Genomic DNA, 18,623 nt, shown 5'->3' with positions numbered 1-18,623 from the left:
TGGCCTCCGACGCCTCGGCCTTCGTCACCGGGACCCACCTGGTGGTGGACGGCGGCATCACGGTGGGCTCGCGGCACAGCTGGGACCCCGCTGCAGGATCTCCATTTGCGGCGATCTTCGGTGAGTCGCTCATGCAGATGGCTCCCGGCTCCGGCCAGACTTGAATCGCCTCGTCCGCGTCTTCTCGGACCTGTCGCCCAACGTTCGCGGCGCCCTGTGGATGACCGCGTCGGCCCTGGCCTTCACGGTCATGACGACCCTGATCAAGTTCCTCGGCGAGGGATACTCGGCGGGACTCCAGACCTTCTACCGCCAGGCGGCCGGTTTCCTGATCCTGTTGCCGATCATCCTGCGCCATCGGTCGGCGGCCTTCGCCACCAGCCGCCCGGGCCTGCTCATCTTCCGGGCCGGGGCCGGAACGCTGGGCACCATGCTGTCCTTCTACGCCTTCCAGAACATGCCCCTGGCGGACGCCAACGCCCTGTCCTTCACCCGCAGCCTCTGGCTGGTGCCCCTGGCCGCCTTCGTGGTCGGAGAGCGGATCGGGTCGCTCAGAATCTTCGCCGCCCTGGCGGGATTCGCCGGCGTCCTGATCATGGTCCGCCCCGGGGCCGGCGGCGAATTCGCCCTGGGACTCCCGGCCCTCGCCATGCTGGCCTCGTCCTTCCTCTTCGCCCTGACGGTGACGGGCATGAAGGTCCTGACCCGCGACCATGCGCCGACAGTGCTTCTGGTCTGGGCGGCCGCCCTGGGTCTGGTCTTTTCGGTTCCCGGCGCCCTCATCTCGTGGGCCTGGCCGACTCCGACGGATCTGGCCCTTCTCTCCCTCATGGGCGTCATGGGCACGGCGACCCAGGCCTTCTACATCCGCGGAATGGCGGCCGGCGACGCCGCCGCCATGGCGCCGGTGGACTACATCCGCCTGGTCTTCGCCGCCGCCGTCGGCTTCCTTCTCTTCGCCGAGGTCCCCACCGTCTGGACCCTCGTCGGAGCCGCCGTGGTCGTGGCCTCGACCCTGTTCATCACCTGGCGAGAGCACGCCGCCTCTCGGGCTGCAGAACGCGCTTCGGCGACCTAGTCCTCCCCCCGCAGCCGCTTCAGGTCGGCCTCCGCCGCCGCCCGGTGCTCGGGCTTCAGGTGCTTGCCGATCACCGCCAGCAGGGCGGCGAAGACGGCGGCGTCGTCCGTGAAGCCCACGGCGGCCAGGATGTCCGGCAGGGCGTCGGTCGGGAGGACGAAATAGGCCAGGGCCGCGAGCATCATGGCCTTCGCCGTCCGCGGGGTGGCCGGGTCGCGGGCGCAGCGCCAGACGGCAAGAGCGTCCACGGCGAAGGGAATCCGGGTGGCGACCCGCCGCATCTTCGGCCAGAACCCCGTCTCCACCCGCCGAGCGTTCAGGCGCGCGACCGCGGGAACAAGCGCGCGCTCGGGGGCGATCGGAGAGTCCGGGTCGATTCCCCCGGAATTGACGTCGCGTGATGCTTTTGAGTCGGCGTTCATCGGGCTAAAGGCAAGGCTACAGGTTTTTCTCCAGACGAGCACGGGAGCTCAGCGTCCATGAAACTCGATTCCTCCATCGCCGCTGTCGTGACGGGCGGCGCCTCCGGTCTCGGCGAGGCCACCGTCCGCGCCCTGGCCGCACATGGCGTCAAGGTCGCCATCTTCGACATGAACGAGGCCAAGGGCGAACAGGTCGCCAAAGAAGTGGGCGGCGTCTTCTGCAAGTGCAACGTCACTTCCGACGCCGATGTCGACGCGGCCTTCGAAAAGGCCCGGGCCGCGCACGGCCAGGAGCGCATCCTCGTCAACTGCGCCGGCACCGGCAACGCCGCCAAGACGGCGAGCCGCGACAAGCAGACGGGCGAGACCAAGCACTTCCCCCTCGACGCCTTCAACCTGATCATCCAGATCAACCTGGTCGGCACCTTCCGCTGCATCGCCAAGTCGGCCAAGGGCATGCTGGACCTGACGCCCCTCGAGGACGGCGAGCGCGGCGCCATCGTCAACACCGCCTCCGTGGCGGCCGAGGACGGCCAGATGGGCCAGGCGGCCTATTCGGCCTCCAAGGGCGGCGTGGTCGGCATGACCCTGCCCATCGCCCGAGACCTGGCCGGTGACGGCATCCGGGTGAACACCATCCTGCCCGGCATCTTCGCCACCCCGCTGATGAACGGCGCCCCGCCCCAGGTGAAGGAAGCCCTGGCGGCCTCGGTGCCCTTCCCCAAGCGTCTCGGCCACCCCGAGGAGTACGCTCAGCTGGCCCTGACCATGATCACCAACGGCTATTTCAACGGCGAGGACGTGCGCCTCGACGGCTCCATCCGCATGGCGCCGCGCTAGACCGCGAATCCATCTGACAGGAGGGGTCGGTCCTTCGGGGCCGGCCCCTTTTTCGTGGGCCCACGCCCTCAGCGCCGCCGCATGCCCCCCAGGACGCCGCGCAGGATCTCCCGCCCCGCCGCCGAGGCGAGGGTGCGCAGGAACTGCTTGGCGAAGGTCTCGGTCAGGGTCTGGCGTCCGCGGCCGGCGGCGGGCGCCCTCGGCGTTGGCTGACGGGCGGGAGCGCGCGGGGGCGCCGGCGGGGTCGCCCGGGCCTCCTCCCGGACGCGGGCTTCGGCCCGGGCCCGCAGCACCTCGAAGGCGCTTTCCCGGTCGACCGCCGCCTCGTAGAGACCCCGCACGGGGCTGGCCCCCAGAACTGCGGCCCGTTCCGCTGGGCTCAGGGGCCCGAGGCGCGAGACCGGCGGCCGGATCAGGGTCTTCTGCACCACGGTCGGCGCGCCCTTTTCGTCCAGGACCGACACCAGGGCCTCGCCGACGCCCAGGCCCTGGATCGCCTCGGCCGTGTTGAACTCCGGATTGGCGCGGAAGCTGTTCGCGGCGGCCCTCAGCCCCTTCTGGTCGGCGGGGGTGTAGGCCCTCAGGGCGTGCTGGATCCGGTTGCCCAGCTGGCCCAGGACGGCGTCGGGAATATCCGCCGGGTTCTGGGTGACGAAGTAGATCCCGACGCCCTTGGAGCGGATCAGCCGCACCACCTGCTCGATCTTCTCCAGCAGGGATTTCGGCGCATCGCGGAAGAGCAGGTGGGCCTCGTCGAAGAAGAAGGCGAGCCTCGGCCGGTCCACGTCCCCGACCTCTGGCAGGACCTCGAAAAGCTCGGACATCAGCCAGAGCAGGAAGGTGGCGTAGAGGCGCGGGGCGGCGATCAGCCGGTCGGCGGCCAGGATGCTGACATAGCCCCGGCCCTTCTCGTCCCGTCGCATGAAGTCCGCCAGGTTCAGGGCGGGTTCGCCGAACAGGCGGGCGCCGCCCTGGTCCTCAAGGACCAGGAGTTTGCGCTGGATGGTCGCCACCGTGGCCGTGGAGACGTTGCCGTACCGTGCGCCGAGGGCGGCGGCGTTCTCGGCGGCGAAGGTCAGGGCCGCCTGGAGGTCCTTCAGGTCCAGGAGCAGCAGACCCTCCTCGTCGGCGGCCCGGAACACCACGGACAGCACGCCCTCCTGCACGTCGTTGAGCTCGAGCATGCGGGCGATGAGCAGGGGCCCCATTTCCGAGACCGTCGCCCGGATGGGGTGGCCCTTCTCGCCGAAGAGGTCCCAGAACAAGGTCGGCGCGGCCTCAGGGAACAGGTCCAGGTTCATGGAGCGCGCCCGCGCCAGCATCTTCTCCCCGGGCTCCCCGGGGGCTGCGACGCCGCTGAGGTCGCCTTTCACGTCCGCGGCGAAGACCGGGACCCCGGCGTCCGAAAGCCCCTGGGCGAGAATCTGCAGGGTGACGGTCTTGCCCGTCCCCGTTGCTCCGGCCACCAGCCCGTGCCGGTTGGCCCGGTCCAGGCGGAGCCTCTGGGGCTGGCCCGATCCACCGATGAGTATATCGCTGGCCTGCGCGGTCTGCGTCATGTCTGCCCCCTGAAGCGGTGCGCCAGCGCCGGCGGCCGCGTCCGATCCTGTATGGCCTGCAGCCGGGTCTTCGCCAAGCCGGTCAGACATGGCAGGATGCGGACATGAACCGCGTCGAAGCTGAAGTCATTCCACCCCTGCCGCCCGCGCCCGGGCGCGGCCTCGAGCGCGCCTGCCTCGTGCTCCTCGCCGTCATCGCCGCGGCCGCTGCAGCCAAGGCGCTGACCGGGGTCCTGGCGCCCCTGGCCATGGCCCTCTTCCTGGCGGTGGTGCTGGGGAGCTTCGCCAATTCCCTGGAGCGGGGTCTGGGCGGCGTCCTGCGGGGCCGACACCGGCTGGGGATGCCGGTCGCCCTCGTCCTGACGGGTCTCCTCTTCTCCGGGCTCCTGGTGCTGACCATCGACAACGCCTCGGCCTTCGCCGCCAAGCTCATGAGCTACGGTCCCAGGCTCAACGCCCTGGTGGCCGAGCTCGCCGGGGCGGCGCCGATCGCTGCAGCGCCGACCCTGGACGAGATCCTCCTGCGACTGGATCCCGGCCGCTACCTCGCCAGCGCCGCCGGCGTGGTCCAGAGCATGGCCGCCGACACCCTGTTGATCCTGGTTTACCTTGGCTTCATCCTCGCCTCGCGCCGGAGCCTGGAACGAAAGGTCCTGAACCTGTCGGACATCCGCGAGGAGAGGCGTGCGGTGGCGACGGCCTATCGGGCCATCATCACGTCGGTGGAGCAGTATCTGTGGGTCCAGACCGTCACTGGGCTGATCATCGCCGCGGCCTCCTGGGCGGCCATGGCGGCGGTGGGACTCGACGGGGCGACCTTCCTTGCGATCCTGATCTTCCTGGCCTGCTATATCCCGATCCTCGGCGCCGCCCTCGGAGTGGTCGCTGCGCCGGTCTTCGCCCTCCTGCAGTTCGAGAGCCACTGGCAGGCGGTCTTCCTCTACCTTGTCCTGCAGGCCCTGCACCTGGTTGTCGCTAACATCGTCGTCCCGCGCATGCAGGGGCGCAGCCTCAATATGGACCCTCTTGTGGTGTTATTGTCCCTGGCCTTCTGGGGGTGGCTCTGGGGCGTGGCCGGCATGTTCCTGTCGACTCCGCTCACCGTGATCGTGATGGTGATCTGCGCCCAGTTCCGCGGATCCCGGTGGGTCGCCATCCTCCTGTCGGAGGACGGCGAGCCCTCCCGCCCGGCGCCCGCCGACGCGGTCTGATCAGGCCTGGTCGTCCGCCACGTCCTGCTCGTAGGCGGCCAGGGTGGCCATCTGCAGGATCTTGGAGACTGAAGCGCCGAGCGGGGCGATCTGCACCGACTTCTGAAGGCCCAGGAGCAGGGGTCCGATCACCGTCGCCCCGCCCAGCTCCTGCACCAGAAGGGTCGAGATGGCCGCCGAGTGAATGGCCGGCATGATCAGGACATTGGCCGGGCCGCTGAGGCGCATGAAGGGGTAGTTGGCCCACTTGGAGGTGTCGAGGGCGAGGTCCGGCGGCAGCTCGCCCTCATACTCGAAGTCCACATCCATCTCGTCCAGCATGGCCACGGCCTCGCGGACCTTCTCGGACCTTTGGCCCATGGGGTTGCCGAAGGTCGAGTAGGACAGGAAGGCGATGCGCGGGCGATAGCCCAGGATCTTGACGGCCCGCGCCGCCTCGCAGGCGATCTCGACCAGCTCGTCGGCATCCGGCATCTCCGTGATGTTGGTGTCGGCAATGAACAGGGTTCGGCCCTTGGCCAGCAGGACGCTCATGCCGATGACCCGTCCATCCGTAGACGGATCAATGACCCGCAACACCTCCTCCAGGGCCTGGTCGTATGAGCGCGTCACGCCAGTGACCATGCCGTCGGCGTGGCCCAGGGCGACCATGGAGGCCGCGAAGGAGTTCCGGTCCTGATTGATCAGCCGCAGGACGTCCCGCTTCAGGTAGCCCTGACGCGCCAGCCGGCCATAGAGGAAGTCGACGAACTCCGGATTGTGCTCCGAGACCCGGGCGTTGACGACCTTGAGATCCGCCTCTGCGGGATCGAGGCCGGCCAGTCGCATGTTCTCCTCCACCAGGTCCTCGCGTCCCACCAGTATGGCCCGGCCCAGGCCGGCGTTCTGGAAGGCGAAGGCGGCGCGGATGACGCTGGGCTCCTCGCCCTCGGCGAAGACGATCCGCTTCTCCGGCGACTTCAGGACCACGCCCTGAATCTTCTGCAGGAAGCCTGCTGTGGGATCGAGGCGCTGGGCGAGGCTGGCCCGGTAGGCGTCCATGTCGGCGATCGGGGTGCGCGCGACGCCGGTGTCCATGGCCGCCTGGGCCACGAAGGGCGGAATGTAGGAGATCAGCCGCGGGTCGAAGGGCGAAGGGATGATGTAGTCCGGCCCGAACTTCAGCTGCTTGCCGTGATAGGCGGCGGCCACCTCGTCGGGAACGTCCTCCCGCGCCAGCTGGGCCAGGGCGTTGGCGCAGGCGATCTTCATCTCCATGTTCACCCGCCGCGCCCGCACGTCGAGGGCGCCGCGGAAGATGTAGGGGAAGCCCAGGACATTGTTGACCTGGTTGGGATAGTCGCTGCGGCCGGTGGCCACGATGGCGTCGCTGCGCACGGCGGCGACCTCCTCCGGCGTGATTTCCGGATCGGGATTGGCCATGGCGAAGATGATCGGATTGGGGGCCATGGAGGCCACCATCTCCGGCGTCAGGGCGCCTTTCACCGAAAGGCCGAAGAAGACGTCAGCCCCCTTCATGGCGTCCGCCAGGGTGCGCGCGTCGGTCTCCACCGCGTGAGCCGACTTCCACTGGTTCATCCCGGTGGGCCGGCCCCGGTAGATGACGCCGGTGTTGTCCACGGCGATACAGTTCTCGGCTCGCACGCCCATGGCCTTGATGAGTTCGAGGGAGGCGATGCCCGCCGCCCCCGCGCCGCACAGGACCAGCTTGACGTCCCTCACCTCCCGGCCGGTGATCTTGCAGGCATTGATCAGTCCGGCCGCCGAAATGATCGCCGTGCCGTGCTGGTCGTCATGGAAGACCGGAATGTCGAGCAGTTCCTGCAGCTCGGTCTCGATCCGGAAGCACTCGGGGCTCTTGATGTCCTCCAGGTTTATCCCCCCGAAGGTCACGCCGATGTTCTTCACCACCGTGATGACCTCGTCCGGGTCGGTGGCCGTCACCTCGATGTCGATGGAATCGACGTCGGCGAAGCGCTTGAAGAGGACGCTCTTGCCCTCCATCACCGGCTTGGAGGCCAGGGCGCCCAGATTGCCCAGGCCCAGGATGGCGGTGCCGTTCGAGATCACCGCCACCAGGTTGCCCTTGGAGGTGTAATCGTAGGCCGTTTCCGGGTCCTCGGCGATGCGCAGCACCGGCACCGCCACACCCGGGGAGTAGGCGAGGCTCAGGTCCCGCTGGGTGGCCATGGGCTTGGTCGGCGTGATGGCCAGTTTCCCGGGCGTCGGGAACTGGTGGAAGCTCAGGGCTTCCTCGTCGGTGAAGGTGCGCTTCCTGGCGTCGCTCATCGGGGCGGCGTTTCCTTGGGGGTGAGGGCCGGACAGGCCCCGAAAGGGGCGCAACCTACAGGCCGGCTGCGGACGGGACAACCTCGCAGGACCCACAGGGCATTGACCCGCAGGACCCCCTCGCGGGACAAGGGGTTCTCGCCAGAGCCCCGGAGGCCGACCGTGACCCCACCCATCCGTATCGCTGTCGCCGGCGCCCTCGGGCGCATGGGTCTGGTCGTGGCCGAAGCCGTCGAGGCGGCGCCCGATCTCGTCCTCGCCGGCCGGTTCGATCGCCCGGACGCGGTGGATCCTATCCTGACCGACCGGGCCTCGGCCCTCGAGGACGCCGACGTGGTGGTGGACTTCTCCACGCCCGCCGCCTCCGTCGCCCTGGCCGGGGAGGCGGCGGCCCGGGGCGGCCCTGCCCTGGTGATCGGCTCCACGGGTTTCTCGGCGGGCGAGATCGACGCCCTGTCGGAGGCCGCCCTGCGCGTCCCCATCGTCCGGGCCGGGAACTTCTCTCTCGGCGTCAACATGCTGATGGGCCTGGTCGAGCTGGCGTCTGCGGCCCTCTCGCCGGCGGACTTCGACATCGAGGTCTTCGAGGCCCACCACCGCCGCAAGGTGGACGCGCCTTCCGGCACGGCCCTGATGCTGGGCGCAGCGGCGGCGCGGGGGCGGGGCGTCGACCTTGAGAAGGTCGCCATCCGCGCCCGCGACGGGATTACAGGCGCGCGTCCCGAGGGCGCCATCGGCTTCTCGGTGGCGCGCGGCGGCGGCGTGATCGGTGAGCACTCGGTTCTGTTTGCGGGCGAGGACGAGATCCTGACCCTCAGCCACTCGGCCCGGGACCGGGGCCTTTTCGCCCGCGGCGCCCTGGCCGCCGCCCGTTGGGCGATCTCCCGCGAGCCCGGCGCCTACGACATGCGCGACGTTCTCGGCTTCCGCCGCTGAGCCGCCGACAAGGGATCGCGGCGGCCCCTCCCGTCCCGCCGCCGCAGCCTTCAGGCCGGCCGGCGGACGTCGTCCAGCAGGTGGGCGCGCTCGTTCAGGCTGACCACGGCGCGCTGGCCGCTGCGGGCGGCCAGGAACCGGTTGATGCTGGTGTAGTCGGCCTCGAAGAAGACCCGGGGCTCCATTCCCAGGACGTGCGCCGCCCACACATTGATCACGCCGCCGTGGCAGAAGACCGCCACCTTGCCGCCGGGATGGGCGGCGATGATCTCCTCCATGCCGTCGACCACCATCTTCTGGAACTCGGCCATGTCGACGCCGTGGCCGCCGGTGGCCATGGCCTGCCAGGCGGCGAAGTTCTCCTTCTTGAGCTCTTCGGTGGGAATGTAGACCCCGGAGTTGCGGTCGAACTCGACAATGCCCGGGTGCTGCTGGACTTCATGCCCCACGAGGCCGGCGAAGGCCTCTGCGGTCTGGACGGCGCGGCGCATGGTGGAGGACCAGGTCGCTTCGATCGGCTCCAGGGCCAGCCAGGCGGCGGCGCGACGGGCCTGCTCCAGCCCGACCTCGTTCAGATGCGGGTCGGAGGTGGTCTCCATCCGGGCGGGGCGTCCATGGCGGACCAGGATCAGCTCCATGGGGTCTCTCCCTTCTGGGGGCGGATCAGCGCCCGCCGGTGGATCCGAAGCCGTCGGCGCCACGGGCGGTGGCGTCAAGGTCGCCGACCTCGCGCCAGGCCGCCTGGACCACCGGAGCAATGACCAGCTGGGCGACCCGGTCGCCCCGACGGATCACGAAGTCTTCCTCGCCGAGGTTGATCAGGAGGACCTTCAGCTCGCCCCGGTAGTCCTGGTCGATGGTGCCGGGTGCGTTGGCGACAGTGACGCCTGACTTGAGCGCCAGGCCGGACCTGGGCCGGACCTGGGCCTCGAAGCCCTCGGGCAGGGCGAAGGCCAGGCCGGTGGGTACGGCGGTCCGGGCGCCGGGACGAAGCACGACGGGCGCATCCTCCGGGACCGCAGCGCGCAGGTCCATGCCGGCGGCCCCGGCCGTCTCGTAGGCGGGCAGGGGCAGGTCCGGATTGTGCGGCAGACGCACGACATCGACGACGGGCTTCATTGGGTCTCGCCTCCCAGGGTCGTGGCGATCCGCGCCGCCAGCCTGCGGGCCACTTCAGCCTTGGGCGCTTCTTCCCAGCGTTCGACCCCGTCGCGGGTGACGATGGAGACGGTGTTGTCGCTTCCGCCCATCACGCCGGGCCGGGAGACGTCGTTGGCGACGATCCAGTCGCAGCCCTTGCGGGCCAGCTTGGCCCGGGCGTGGTCCTCCACCGTCTCGGTCTCGGCGGCGAAGCCCACCACCAGCCGGGGCCGGGCCGCGGCCCGGGACAGGGTGGCGAGGATGTCGGGGTTCTCGACCAGGCGGATCTCCGGCGGCGGGGCGCCCTGGGTCTTCTTGGTCTTGCCGGCAGCGACCTCGGCGGGGCGCCAGTCGGCGACGGCGGCCACGCAGACGGCGACGTCGGCGGGCAGGGCGGCCTCGCAGGCGGCCAGCATCTCCCGCGCGGTCTCCACGTCCACGCGCCGGACGCCGGGAGGCGTCGGCTCGGCGACAGGGCCGGCGACCAGGGTCACCTCGGCGCCCAGATTGGCCAGAGCGGCGGCGATAGCGAAGCCCTGCTTGCCGCTCGAGCGATTCGTCAGCACACGGACGGGGTCGACCGGCTCGGCCGTGGGACCCGCGGTGACGAGGGCGCGTCGGCCCGCCAGCGGTCGGATGGCCTTGGCCCCGAGGGCCTCGAGGATGGCGGCGCAGATCGCTGCGGGCTCGGCCATGCGCCCAGGACCGGTCTCGCCGCAGGCCATGTCGCCTACATCGGGGCCCACGAAGCGGACGCCGTCCGCCGTCAGGGTCGCCAGGTTCCTCTGCGTCGCCGGGTGGGTCCACATCCGCACGTTCATGGCGGGGACCATCATCACCGGCGTGTCGGTGGCGAGCAGGAGGGTGGTCGCCAGGTCATTGGCCAGGCCCGCCGCCGTCCGGGCCATCAGGTCCGCTGTGGCCGGCGCCACGACAATCAGGTCCGCCGACCGGGACAATCGGATGTGACCCATCTCCGCCTCGTCGGTGAGCGAGAAGAGATCGGTATGGACCTTGTCCTCGCAGAGGGCGGCGAGGGAAAGGGGCGTGACGAATTGCGACCCCGCCGGGGTCAGGACAGGGCGCACGGCGATCCCCTGCCCGCGCAGCAGGCGGACAAGCTCCAGACACTTGTAGGCCGCAATTCCGCCGCCCACGATCAGTAGCACTCGTCTGTCCGACACGATCCCGGCGCCTCCAGCCACGCCCCGCCTCTTACGCCAAAACATCGGGACTCGACAAACCGGACGAAGTGTTCCTTATTTGTTCCAGCCTGGGCGGGCGCAACGGGAGATCACAATGACCGTCCGGTCCATCACCGCCCCCACTGTCCTGCTTCTGGGGACCCTGTCCCTGGCCTTGTCCCTCGCCGGCTGCGAACGCCCCTCGGCCGTTCGGGCCGACAGCGCCGCCTCGGGCGGAGACGCCGCCTACGCCGCCGCCTCGCCGGCCGATACGTCTGACCGGGGGGATCGCTTCGACAGCGCCCGCGCCGGCGGCCGGTCCGGTGAGGTCGCCCAGGCCCCGGCGCCCCTCCTGGAGGGTCGTCCGATCTGGACGTCAAGCCGCCGCGGTTCAGCCGAGGAGAACGCCCGGCGCGCCTTCGCGCGGAACGGCGAAAGCTTCGGGACCCCCAGCCTTGAGGCCTATGTGCGCAAGGCGCGGACCTTCATCGACGCCCCGCCACAGGGCGCCCAGCGTCTCACCCGCCGCAATGGCGACGTCCTGATCTATCATCCGGGGTCCAACACCTTCGCAGTGGCGAGCCGGGACGGTGCGCCACGGGCCTTCTTCCATCCCGACCAGGGCGTCGCCTACTGGGAGGCCCAGAAGGCGCGGGAGGCCCAGAGGCGCACCGCGCGGGCCGGGGCGGACCGGCCCTCAGAGGGCTGAGACGACCAGGGCCAGGGCCGCCAGCGCCGCCGTGAGGGCCCCGCCGGCCAGGATCAGGGCCAGGCTCTGCCTCCGGGCTCCGGATGGCGTCGGCTGCGGCGCGGGCGCTTCCGCCAGCGCGGCAAGTCGCGACAGGAGACGCCCGGCCTGCTCGCCGAGCCGCGTGATCCGCGCGGCCGGCGAGAGCTCGCGGGTCATCCAGCGTCGCACCACGGGGTCCGCCGCCGCCCAGATGTCGAGGTCCGACCAGATCGATCGTCCCACACCTTCCACGGTCATCATGGTCTTCTGAAGGAGGACCAGCTCGGGGCGCAGGTGCATGTCGAACTGGCCGGTGATCTCGAACAGCTGGATCAGCACCCGGCTCATGGAAACATCCCGGGCCGACCGGCCGAAGATCGGCTCGCCCACCGCGCGCAGGGCCTGGGCGAAGTCGCCCACGGCGTGGTGGCCGGGCACATAGCCGGCCTCGAAGTGGATCCGGGCCACCCGCTCGTAGTCGCGCTGAAGGAAGCCCCAGAGGATTTCAGAGAGATAGCGCCTCTGGTCATGGCCGAGCCGGCCCACGATGCCGAAGTCCACGGCGACGATGCGGTCCGGGGCGGAGACGAAAAGGTTGCCCTCGTGGAGGTCGGCGTGGAAGACGCCGTGGTCCAGGGCCTGGGCGAGGAAGGCCCGGATCAGGCCGGTGGCGAGGGCGGCCCGGTCGAGGTCCGGCGCCTCCAGGCTCGCCGGGTCGGACAGGGGCGTGCCCTGCGCCCACTCCAGGGTCAGGACCCGGCGACCCACCCCGTCCCATACCACGGCCGGTGCGGACATGTAGCCGTCCCGGGCCATGATCTCGCGGAGTTCGTCGGCGCCCGCCGCCTCCAGGCGCAGGTCCAGTTCCCGCCGGACGGACTCGATCACCGAGGCGGCCAGCGAGCGGGGCTCAAGCCGGCGGGCGTCAGGCGCCAGGGCTTCGGCAAGGGCGGCGGCCAGGAACATCACCCGGGCGTCCGCCTCCACCCGCCGCTCCACCCCGGGGCGGAGAACCTTCACCGCGACCCTGCGACCATCGTGCAGCCAGGCCTCATGGGCCTGGGCGAGGGAGGCGGCGGCCACAGGCGCTCCGAACCGGGCGAAAAGACTGTCTGCGGGTCGGCCCAGGGCCTCGGCCACCTCCCGAAGGGCGACCTCGGTCGGAAAGGGCGCCAGCCGGTCCTTGAGCCGGGCGAGGTCGCCGGCGAACTCGACCCCGAAGATGTCGGCGCGCGTGGACAGAAGCTGCCCGAACTTGATCGCTACCGGTCCGAGCCCCTCAAGGCTGCGGGCCAGCCGCTCCCCGGGCCGGCCCCGACGGGCTTCCGGACCGGCCAACAGGCCGGCGAGGCGGGACATCCGGACCAGGGGCGCGGGGTAGAGCGACCTCATCTCCCGCGGCAGGAGGGCGTCGTGGCGCAGGAGCCGCCATCCCGCCGCCGTCAGCCTCGCCGCCGCCGAAAGGCCCGACAGCACGGTCAGACCGCCCAGCCATGGTGCAAGGCTGCGACCCCGCCGGTGAAGTTGGTGTAGCCCGCCCGCCGGAAGCCCGCCGCCTCGATCATGGACTGGAAGGTCTTCTGGTCCGGGAAGCGCCGGATGCTCTCCACCAGGTACTGGTAGGAGGCCCGGTCGCCGGCGATCTGCTCGCCTATGAAGGGGATCACCCGGAAGGAATAGGCGTCGTAGAGCCGCGCCAGGGCCGGCGCGGGCGGCCGCGAGAACTCCAGGCACAGGAACCGCCCGCCCGGCCTCAGGACCCGCCGGGCCTCCCGCAGGGCCGCCGGGATGTCGGTGACGTTCCGGATGCCGAAGCTGATGACATAGGCGTCCGCACAGGCGTCCGGCAGGGGCAGCCTCTGGGCGTCGCCCACCGCCCAGGCGATCTCGGGCTCCAGCCCCCGGGCCCGCCCGGCGGCGATCATCTCGGCGTTGTAGTCGATCACCAGGATGCGGGCGTCCAGGCCACCGCGCCTGTCCCGCGCCCGGCGCGCCAGGTCGGCGAAACGCCGGGCCATGTCCCCGGTTCCCCCTGCGCAGTCGATGATGGTCTCACCGGGCTGGGGGTTCAGGCGCGCCGCAGCGGCGTCCTTCCAGAGCCGGTGAACACCCGCGCTCATGACGTCGTTCATGAGGTCGTAGCGGCTCGCCACACGGTCGAAGACCCCGCGCACAAGGCCGGGCTTCTCTCTGGGATCGACGTCCCGGAATCCGAAGGTCGCGCTCATGACGGGCTCTTAGAACGCCGGACGCCGACGGGAAAGCCGCTTCAATCGAATCCCGGGCCGCCGCCTTGCGCCCGGTTGCCCGCCGGGCCCTGCCATGCGAGGCAGTCCCCATGCCCGAGCTTCCAGAGGTCGAGACCGTTCGCAGGGGATTGGCGCCCGTCCTCGAGGGCCATCGTCTCTCCCGGGTCGAGACCCGTCGGCCTGATCTCCGCTTTCCCTTCCCTGAGGGTTTCGTCCAGCGCCTGGCGGGCGCCCGGGTCACCGCCCTGCGGCGCCGGGCGAAGTACCTCCTGGCGGATCTTGACCGGGGCGAAACCCTGATCGCCCATCTGGGCATGAGCGGCCGGTTCCGGATCGAGGGGGAGGGCGGCGGGTCGCCAGGTCGTTTCCACCGGGTCGCCGGCGACGATACGAAGCATGACCACGTGGTCTTCGAGACCGAAACGGGCGGTCGCATCGTCTATCACGACCCCCGGCGCTTCGGATTCATGGGTCTGGCGTCCACGGATGACCTTGAGCGGCACCCCTGGTTCGCCGGCATGGGTCCCGAGCCCCTCTCGGACGCCTTCGGCGCCGGTCGTCTCGCCGAGGCCTTCCGCGATCGAAGGCAGGGCCCCAAGACCCTGCTCCTCGACCAGAGGACAGTGGCGGGGCTGGGCAACATCTATGTCTGCGAGGCGCTGCATGAGGCGCGCATCTCACCCTTCCGGCCGGCCGGAAGGGTGTCGCGACCCCGCCTCGAGGCGCTCGCCGGGGCGGTCCGCGGCGTCCTGGAGCGGGCCATCGCCGCCGGAGGCTCCACCCTCAGGGACTTTTCGGCTGCGGACGGGGCCTTGGGCTATTTCCAGCACAGCTTCCGAGCCTATGACCGGGAGGGCGAAACCTGCCCCAACGCCGGTTGCGGCGGCGTGATCCGCCGCCGCGTGCAGGCCGGGCGGTCGACCTTCTGGTGTCCCGCCTGCCAGAAGTGACGGCCCTTGGCCTTTTCGCCCCCGCCGCCTAAAGCGTCGGAAACCCTCCGCCGGAGATCCCCATGGCCTATGAGACCCTGATCGTCGAAGCCCACGACGCCGTCGCCCTGATCCGGCTGAACCGGCCGGAGGCGCTCAACGCCCTCAATAGCCGGCTCCTGGAGGAACTGGGCCAGGCCCTCGACGCCGCCGAGGCCGACGCGGGCGTGCGCTGTCTTGTCCTGACGGGCTCGGAGCGCGCCTTCGCCGCGGGCGCCGACATCAAGGAGATGTCGGACAAGTCCTACGCAGAGATGTTCGCCGCCGACTTCTTTGGTCCTGCGGCGCGACGGATCGAAGCCTGCCGCAAGCCGATCATCGCCGCCGTCTCCGGCTACGCCCTGGGCGGCGGCTGCGAGCTGGCCATGCTGTGCGACTTCATCATCGCCTCCGAGACCGCGAAATTCGGCCAGCCCGAGATCAATCTGGGGGTCATGCCCGGCATCGGCGGTACGCAAAGGCTGACCCGGCTGGTGGGCAAGTCCAAGGCCATGGACATGATCCTCACCGGACGGATGATGGACGCTGCAGAGGCCGAGCGCGCCGGCCTTGTCTCGCGGGTTGTTCCCGCCGATCGACTGGTCGCCGAGGCCCTCGAGGCGGCGGGCAAGATCGCCGCCCAGTCGCCCCTCGCCGTGATGATGAACATCGAGCTCGTCGACGCCGCCTACGAGACCACCCTGTCCGCCGGCGTGTCCATGGAGCGGCGTCTGTTCCACTCCCTCTTCGCCTTCGAGGACCAGAAGGAGGGGATGGCGGCCTTCATCGAGAAACGGAAGCCGGATTTCCGGGGAAGGTAGGCCAGGGACAGGCAGCCCGCATTGACCGGTGGGGCGCCTTACCGTATACCCGCGCCTCCGATTTCGGCTGGCGCCTGATGGCTGGCGCCCGCGAACTGTTTTGAGAGCTGAAGCATGGCCAACAATCCCGGCGCCCGGAAGGCGGTCCGCAAGATCGCCCGTCGTACCGAGGTGAACAAGGCGCGCCGCTCGCGCGTCCGCACCTTCCTGCGAAAGTTCGACGAGGCCCTGGCCTCCGGCGACCTGGCCGCCGCGAAGACCGCCTTTGTCGAGGCCGAGTCCGAGCTGATGCGGGCCGTCTCCAAGGGCGTGGTCCACCAGAACACCGGCTCTCGCAAGGTGTCCCGTCTGGCGGCCCGCCTGCGGAAGGCTTCTGCGGCCTGAACCAACTGACCCGTTTTGGGTCGGTTTGTTTCAATCTCTCTGTTTTTATTCAGGAAAAAGCCCCGCCCCTGGCGGGGTTTTGTCGTTTCGGTACAGGATTCCGGGGGGGCCTCAGACCCAGGGAAATGTCCCGAAATGGACCGTGAATTAGGCAGTTCCTTGCGAGAATTGGCTTTCCCGGAGTCAACGAAAATATCCGCTCAAGCGGCAAAGAATCTCCGTTGACCGGTCTCTTTCGGGCACTAGTGTTGGGGCCGTAAAGCGTTTTTCCAAGCGACCTCGAGAGAGAAAAAACAGCTTCCTGTGACACCTGTCCGGGCGGCGCGGGGAAGCTGTTGTGAGAATTCTGGGGAGCTCTTCGGCCGCGTGGCGCTGAAGAGCGAAGACGGGTCAGGACGGGTCGGCGATGGCGAACAGGAGCGTGTCGAAGGATGGTGCGACAGTGGAAGTCTGGAGCAAGACCTGTCAGATCCTGAAGCGTGAGCTCGGCGAGGCCACCTTCGGCTCCTGGCTGAGTCAGGCCTCTCTCCGGGAGCAGGATGGGGATGTCTGCCTTGTCGCCGCCACGGGCGTCGCGCGGGACTGGATCCGCCGTCACGCCTGGCGCCGGATCGGCGAGCTCTGGGCGCAGAACGATCCGATGGGCCGGAGTCTCGCCCTGAAGTCGAAGATGGAGTTTGAAGGCCAGGGTTCCACAACCGCCGCCCCGGCGCTTGAGGCCCCCCCCCGCGGGGCGCGACCTCAGGCTGAGGCGCATCGCGCAGCATCCGAGCCGTCGGCGGCCCCCCAGTCCGCCGCCCCGGGCCGGCAACAGGGCCTCCAGGAGCGGTTCAGCTTCGAGACCTTTGTCCCCGGCCCGTCGAACGAGTTCGCTTTCGCCGTGGCGCGGAGGGTGGCGTCCTGGGCGGACGGCCACTTCAATCCGGTGCTTTTCCACGGCCCCTATGGCTTCGGGAAGACCCACCTCCTCAACGCCCTGGCCTGGGAGGCCATGCAGACCGGCGAGGCCAAGCGCGTGGTCTACCTGACCGCTGAGCGTTTCACCTCGACCTTCGTGCGGGCCATCCAGGACCGGCAGACCGCCGCGTTCAAGGCCGAGCTCCGGAACGCCGATCTCCTGCTCATCGACGACGTCCACTTCGTCGCGGGCAAGCAGAACACTCAGGAAGAACTCTTCCACACCCTCATCGCCCTGATCGAGGACGGTCGCCGAGTGGTGCTGACCGCCGACCGTTCCCCCTCGGAGTTGTCGGAGATGGAGCCCCGGCTGCGCTCGCATCTCCAGTCCGGCCTGGTCTGCGGGATCGAGCCGGCCGATCGGGGCCTGCGCCTGGGCATACTGGAGCGCAAGCTCGCCATCCTGGCCCAGGCTGGCGGATTCCTGCCCTCCGCCCGCAGCGAGGTGCTGCAGTTCCTGGCGGACCGGTTCACGGACTCCGTCCGGGAGCTGGAAGGGGCGCTCAACACCCTGGTCGCCCGGGTCGGCGGCGACATCGCCCGCCTCACCCTGGACGAGGCCCAGGCCATCCTGCGTCCGCACCTGGCCTGCAGCGAGAAACGGGTGACGGTCGATCAGATCCAGAAGGCCGTGGCCGAACACTACGGGCTGAAGCAGACGGACATCATCTCCGAGCGGCGGGCCCGGGTCGTGGCGCGTCCCCGCCAGGCCGCCATGTGGATCGCCAAGCAGATCACGACCCGGTCCCTGCCCGACATCGGCCGCCGGTTCGGCGGGCGTGACCACACCACGGTCCTCCATGCGGTCCGTCGCATCGAGGCCCTCAAGCAGGACGACGCCGTCCTCGCCCGCGACCTGGACGCGATCATCCGCAAGCTGCGGAGCTGAGCCCCGGCCTTACCCTGGCCCCAGCCGGCGGATCAGGGCCCGGGCGTCTGGCGGCGGCCCTCGCTCGATCCGCCGATAGTCCCGGCAGTCGTCCGTTCGCGACACCAGGCCGGCGTGCACCATGGAGCGGCGCAACAGGGCGGGATCGCCGATCTGGCTGATGGCGTTCAGCCTCTGGTTGAATCCGACCTCCGTGAAGACGGCTTCCGCCGGGATCCGGGACCACAGGCCCCACAGGGCGAGGGATTGCAGGGACGTCCTGGCAGGCCAGGAGGCGAGGCGCCCCTCGGCGTCGAAATGGCGAGCCGTTCGTTCCACCAGGGCGAGATCCGGCTCTGGTTCCGGCGCCGATGGAGCGGGACTTGAAGCGGTCTGCGCCCGGAGCTGCTGGAAGTTTCGGGCGCCGGCGGCACGCGCCAGCATGTTCAGCATCTCGACATGGCCGGGCGTCCCCGTCCGGGCGGCCAGCTGGAGCCGGAGGGACCGGGCCAGGGCCGAGATGTCGTCGACGGCAAAGGGCAGAAAGGTTCTGGGCATCACGCGTCCTCAAGCTGCGCCTGGCCCGTGGGGGGCGGTGTCGGGGTCGCCGGCTTCGACCTGGCGCAGAAGGAAGGCGTCAGATGCGGAGGGAGTTTGTCTTCGCAGGTTTAGCTCCCCTTGCGGGGCGGCGACGCCTGGGTGAACTGCGGACCCGGCCCCCGCTTACCGCGGCAGGCCGGAAATGAAAAGGGGCGGCCAGATCGCTCCGGCCGCCCCTGAAGTCTTCCGGGAGGGAAGGCCGATCAGCCCTCGGCGTCCTCCGAGGCGTCTTCCTTCTTGGACAGATCCTCGCCGGTCTCCTGATCGACAACCTTCATGGACAGACGGGTCTTGCCCCGGTCGTCAAAGCCGAGAAGCTTGACCTTGACGGTCTGGCCTTCCTGCAGGACGTCGGAGACCTTGTTCACCCGCTCCTTGGAGATCTGG

The 18,623-nt window shown here is 69.9% G+C and carries 19 protein-coding genes and 1 pseudogene; 10 read left to right on the top strand and 10 right to left on the bottom strand.

Annotated features, from left to right (window positions below; genetic code table 11):
* Both IM632_RS07035 and IM632_RS07030 read left to right on the top strand, forming a co-directional pair.
* Positions 1 to 164: pseudogene (locus tag IM632_RS07035) on the top strand (hypothetical protein); the annotation flags it as partial.
* Positions 161 to 1,078: a DMT family transporter gene (locus IM632_RS07030; RefSeq protein ID WP_296552158.1), complete on the top strand. Its 918-nt coding sequence runs from the start codon at positions 161 to 163 to the stop codon at positions 1,076 to 1,078. The pseudogene IM632_RS07035 and the gene IM632_RS07030, both read left to right, overlap by 4 nt.
* On the opposite strand, the gene IM632_RS07025 is transcribed toward IM632_RS07030, so the two are convergent.
* Positions 1,075 to 1,500 (bottom strand): YkvA family protein, encoded by a 426-nt coding sequence (locus tag IM632_RS07025; protein ID WP_293512689.1) that lies wholly within the window; start codon positions 1,498 to 1,500, stop codon positions 1,075 to 1,077. The two genes, IM632_RS07030 and IM632_RS07025, sit on opposite strands and share 4 nt — an antisense overlap.
* Positions 1,501 to 1,557: 57 nt before the next feature.
* On the opposite strand from IM632_RS07025, the gene IM632_RS07020 reads away from it, so the two are divergent.
* Positions 1,558 to 2,340 (top strand): SDR family NAD(P)-dependent oxidoreductase, encoded by a 783-nt coding sequence (locus IM632_RS07020; RefSeq protein WP_293512687.1) that lies wholly within the window; start codon positions 1,558 to 1,560, stop codon positions 2,338 to 2,340.
* 68 nt (positions 2,341 to 2,408) lie between these two features.
* On the opposite strand, the gene IM632_RS07015 is transcribed toward IM632_RS07020, so the two are convergent.
* Positions 2,409 to 3,899: a helicase HerA-like domain-containing protein gene (locus tag IM632_RS07015; RefSeq protein WP_293516890.1), complete on the bottom strand. Its 1,491-nt coding sequence runs from the start codon at positions 3,897 to 3,899 to the stop codon at positions 2,409 to 2,411.
* A gap of 104 nt (positions 3,900 to 4,003) precedes the next feature.
* Here IM632_RS07015 and IM632_RS07010 point away from each other — a divergent pair, with 104 nt between their 5' ends.
* Positions 4,004 to 5,110 carry an AI-2E family transporter gene (locus tag IM632_RS07010; RefSeq protein ID WP_296481713.1) on the top strand — a complete coding sequence of 369 codons (1,107 nt, stop codon included), beginning with the start codon at positions 4,004 to 4,006 and terminating at the stop codon, positions 5,108 to 5,110.
* Here the strand turns inward: IM632_RS07010 and IM632_RS07005 are convergent, their stop codons facing one another.
* Positions 5,111 to 7,399, bottom strand: coding sequence for an NADP-dependent malic enzyme (locus IM632_RS07005; RefSeq protein ID WP_296481716.1), 2,289 nt, complete (start codon positions 7,397 to 7,399; stop codon positions 5,111 to 5,113).
* 162 nt (positions 7,400 to 7,561) lie between these two features.
* On the opposite strand from IM632_RS07005, the gene dapB reads away from it, so the two are divergent.
* Positions 7,562 to 8,335 (top strand): 4-hydroxy-tetrahydrodipicolinate reductase, encoded by a 774-nt coding sequence (gene dapB / locus IM632_RS07000; RefSeq protein WP_296481719.1) that lies wholly within the window; start codon positions 7,562 to 7,564, stop codon positions 8,333 to 8,335.
* 50 nt (positions 8,336 to 8,385) lie between these two features.
* Here the strand turns inward: dapB and IM632_RS06995 are convergent, their stop codons facing one another.
* Genes IM632_RS06995 through coaBC form a run of 3 tightly spaced genes read right to left on the bottom strand, consistent with a single transcriptional unit; the run spans position 8,386 to position 10,659 of the window.
* On the bottom strand, positions 8,386 to 8,973 hold the full coding sequence (locus IM632_RS06995; RefSeq protein WP_293530363.1) for a histidine phosphatase family protein: 588 nt from the start codon (positions 8,971 to 8,973) through the stop codon (positions 8,386 to 8,388).
* A gap of 25 nt (positions 8,974 to 8,998) precedes the next feature.
* Positions 8,999 to 9,454 carry a dUTP diphosphatase gene (gene dut / locus IM632_RS06990; RefSeq protein ID WP_296481721.1) on the bottom strand — a complete coding sequence of 152 codons (456 nt, stop codon included), beginning with the start codon at positions 9,452 to 9,454 and terminating at the stop codon, positions 8,999 to 9,001.
* A complete protein-coding gene (gene coaBC / locus IM632_RS06985) occupies positions 9,451 to 10,659 on the bottom strand; it encodes a bifunctional phosphopantothenoylcysteine decarboxylase/phosphopantothenate--cysteine ligase CoaBC (protein ID WP_296552157.1) in 1,209 nt (402 codons plus the stop codon). Before coaBC ends, dut begins: the two co-directional genes overlap by 4 nt.
* A 115-nt stretch (positions 10,660 to 10,774) precedes the next feature.
* On the opposite strand from coaBC, the gene IM632_RS06980 reads away from it, so the two are divergent.
* A complete protein-coding gene (locus IM632_RS06980; protein WP_296552156.1) occupies positions 10,775 to 11,368 on the top strand; it encodes a hypothetical protein in 594 nt (197 codons plus the stop codon).
* On the opposite strand, the gene ubiB is transcribed toward IM632_RS06980, so the two are convergent.
* Together ubiB and IM632_RS06970 are read right to left on the bottom strand one after the other, a co-directional pair.
* Complete coding sequence (gene ubiB / locus IM632_RS06975) at positions 11,357 to 12,862, bottom strand: 2-polyprenylphenol 6-hydroxylase (RefSeq protein WP_296552160.1); 1,506 nt, start codon at positions 12,860 to 12,862, stop codon at positions 11,357 to 11,359. The two genes, IM632_RS06980 and ubiB, sit on opposite strands and share 12 nt — an antisense overlap.
* 5 nt (positions 12,863 to 12,867) lie before the next feature.
* A complete protein-coding gene (locus IM632_RS06970) occupies positions 12,868 to 13,617 on the bottom strand; it encodes a class I SAM-dependent methyltransferase (protein ID WP_296534391.1) in 750 nt (249 codons plus the stop codon).
* 110 nt (positions 13,618 to 13,727) lie between these two features.
* Here IM632_RS06970 and mutM point away from each other — a divergent pair, with 110 nt between their 5' ends.
* The 4 genes from mutM (at position 13,728) to dnaA (ending at position 17,657) form a co-directional block, all read left to right on the top strand.
* Entirely contained in the window at positions 13,728 to 14,588 is an 861-nt protein-coding gene (gene mutM, locus IM632_RS06965; protein WP_296481731.1) for a bifunctional DNA-formamidopyrimidine glycosylase/DNA-(apurinic or apyrimidinic site) lyase, read from the top strand.
* Positions 14,589 to 14,650: 62 nt separating this feature from the next.
* Positions 14,651 to 15,427, top strand: coding sequence for an enoyl-CoA hydratase (locus IM632_RS06960; RefSeq protein WP_293512665.1), 777 nt, complete (start codon positions 14,651 to 14,653; stop codon positions 15,425 to 15,427).
* A 114-nt stretch (positions 15,428 to 15,541) separates the two neighbouring features.
* Complete coding sequence (gene rpsT / locus IM632_RS06955) at positions 15,542 to 15,811, top strand: 30S ribosomal protein S20 (protein WP_296497199.1); 270 nt, start codon at positions 15,542 to 15,544, stop codon at positions 15,809 to 15,811.
* Positions 15,812 to 16,217: 406 nt separating this feature from the next.
* Positions 16,218 to 17,657 carry a chromosomal replication initiator protein DnaA gene (gene dnaA, locus IM632_RS06950; RefSeq protein ID WP_296552155.1) on the top strand — a complete coding sequence of 480 codons (1,440 nt, stop codon included), beginning with the start codon at positions 16,218 to 16,220 and terminating at the stop codon, positions 17,655 to 17,657.
* A 9-nt stretch (positions 17,658 to 17,666) separates the two neighbouring features.
* Here dnaA and IM632_RS06945 read toward each other — a convergent pair whose 3' ends face one another.
* Together IM632_RS06945 and IM632_RS06940 are read right to left on the bottom strand one after the other, a co-directional pair.
* Entirely contained in the window at positions 17,667 to 18,194 is a 528-nt protein-coding gene (locus tag IM632_RS06945; RefSeq protein ID WP_296479947.1) for a DUF2087 domain-containing protein, read from the bottom strand.
* Positions 18,195 to 18,439: 245 nt separating this feature from the next.
* The coding region (locus IM632_RS06940) for a S1 RNA-binding domain-containing protein (protein ID WP_296552153.1) at positions 18,440 to 18,623 on the bottom strand (184 nt) is incomplete at its 5' end.

It is taken from the genome of Phenylobacterium sp. (assembly GCF_020402505.1).
In the GTDB taxonomy this organism is placed as follows: domain Bacteria; phylum Pseudomonadota; class Alphaproteobacteria; order Caulobacterales; family Caulobacteraceae; genus Phenylobacterium.
Note: the sequence above shows the minus strand (reverse complement) of the source record. Positions and strands in the feature narration are given on the sequence as shown.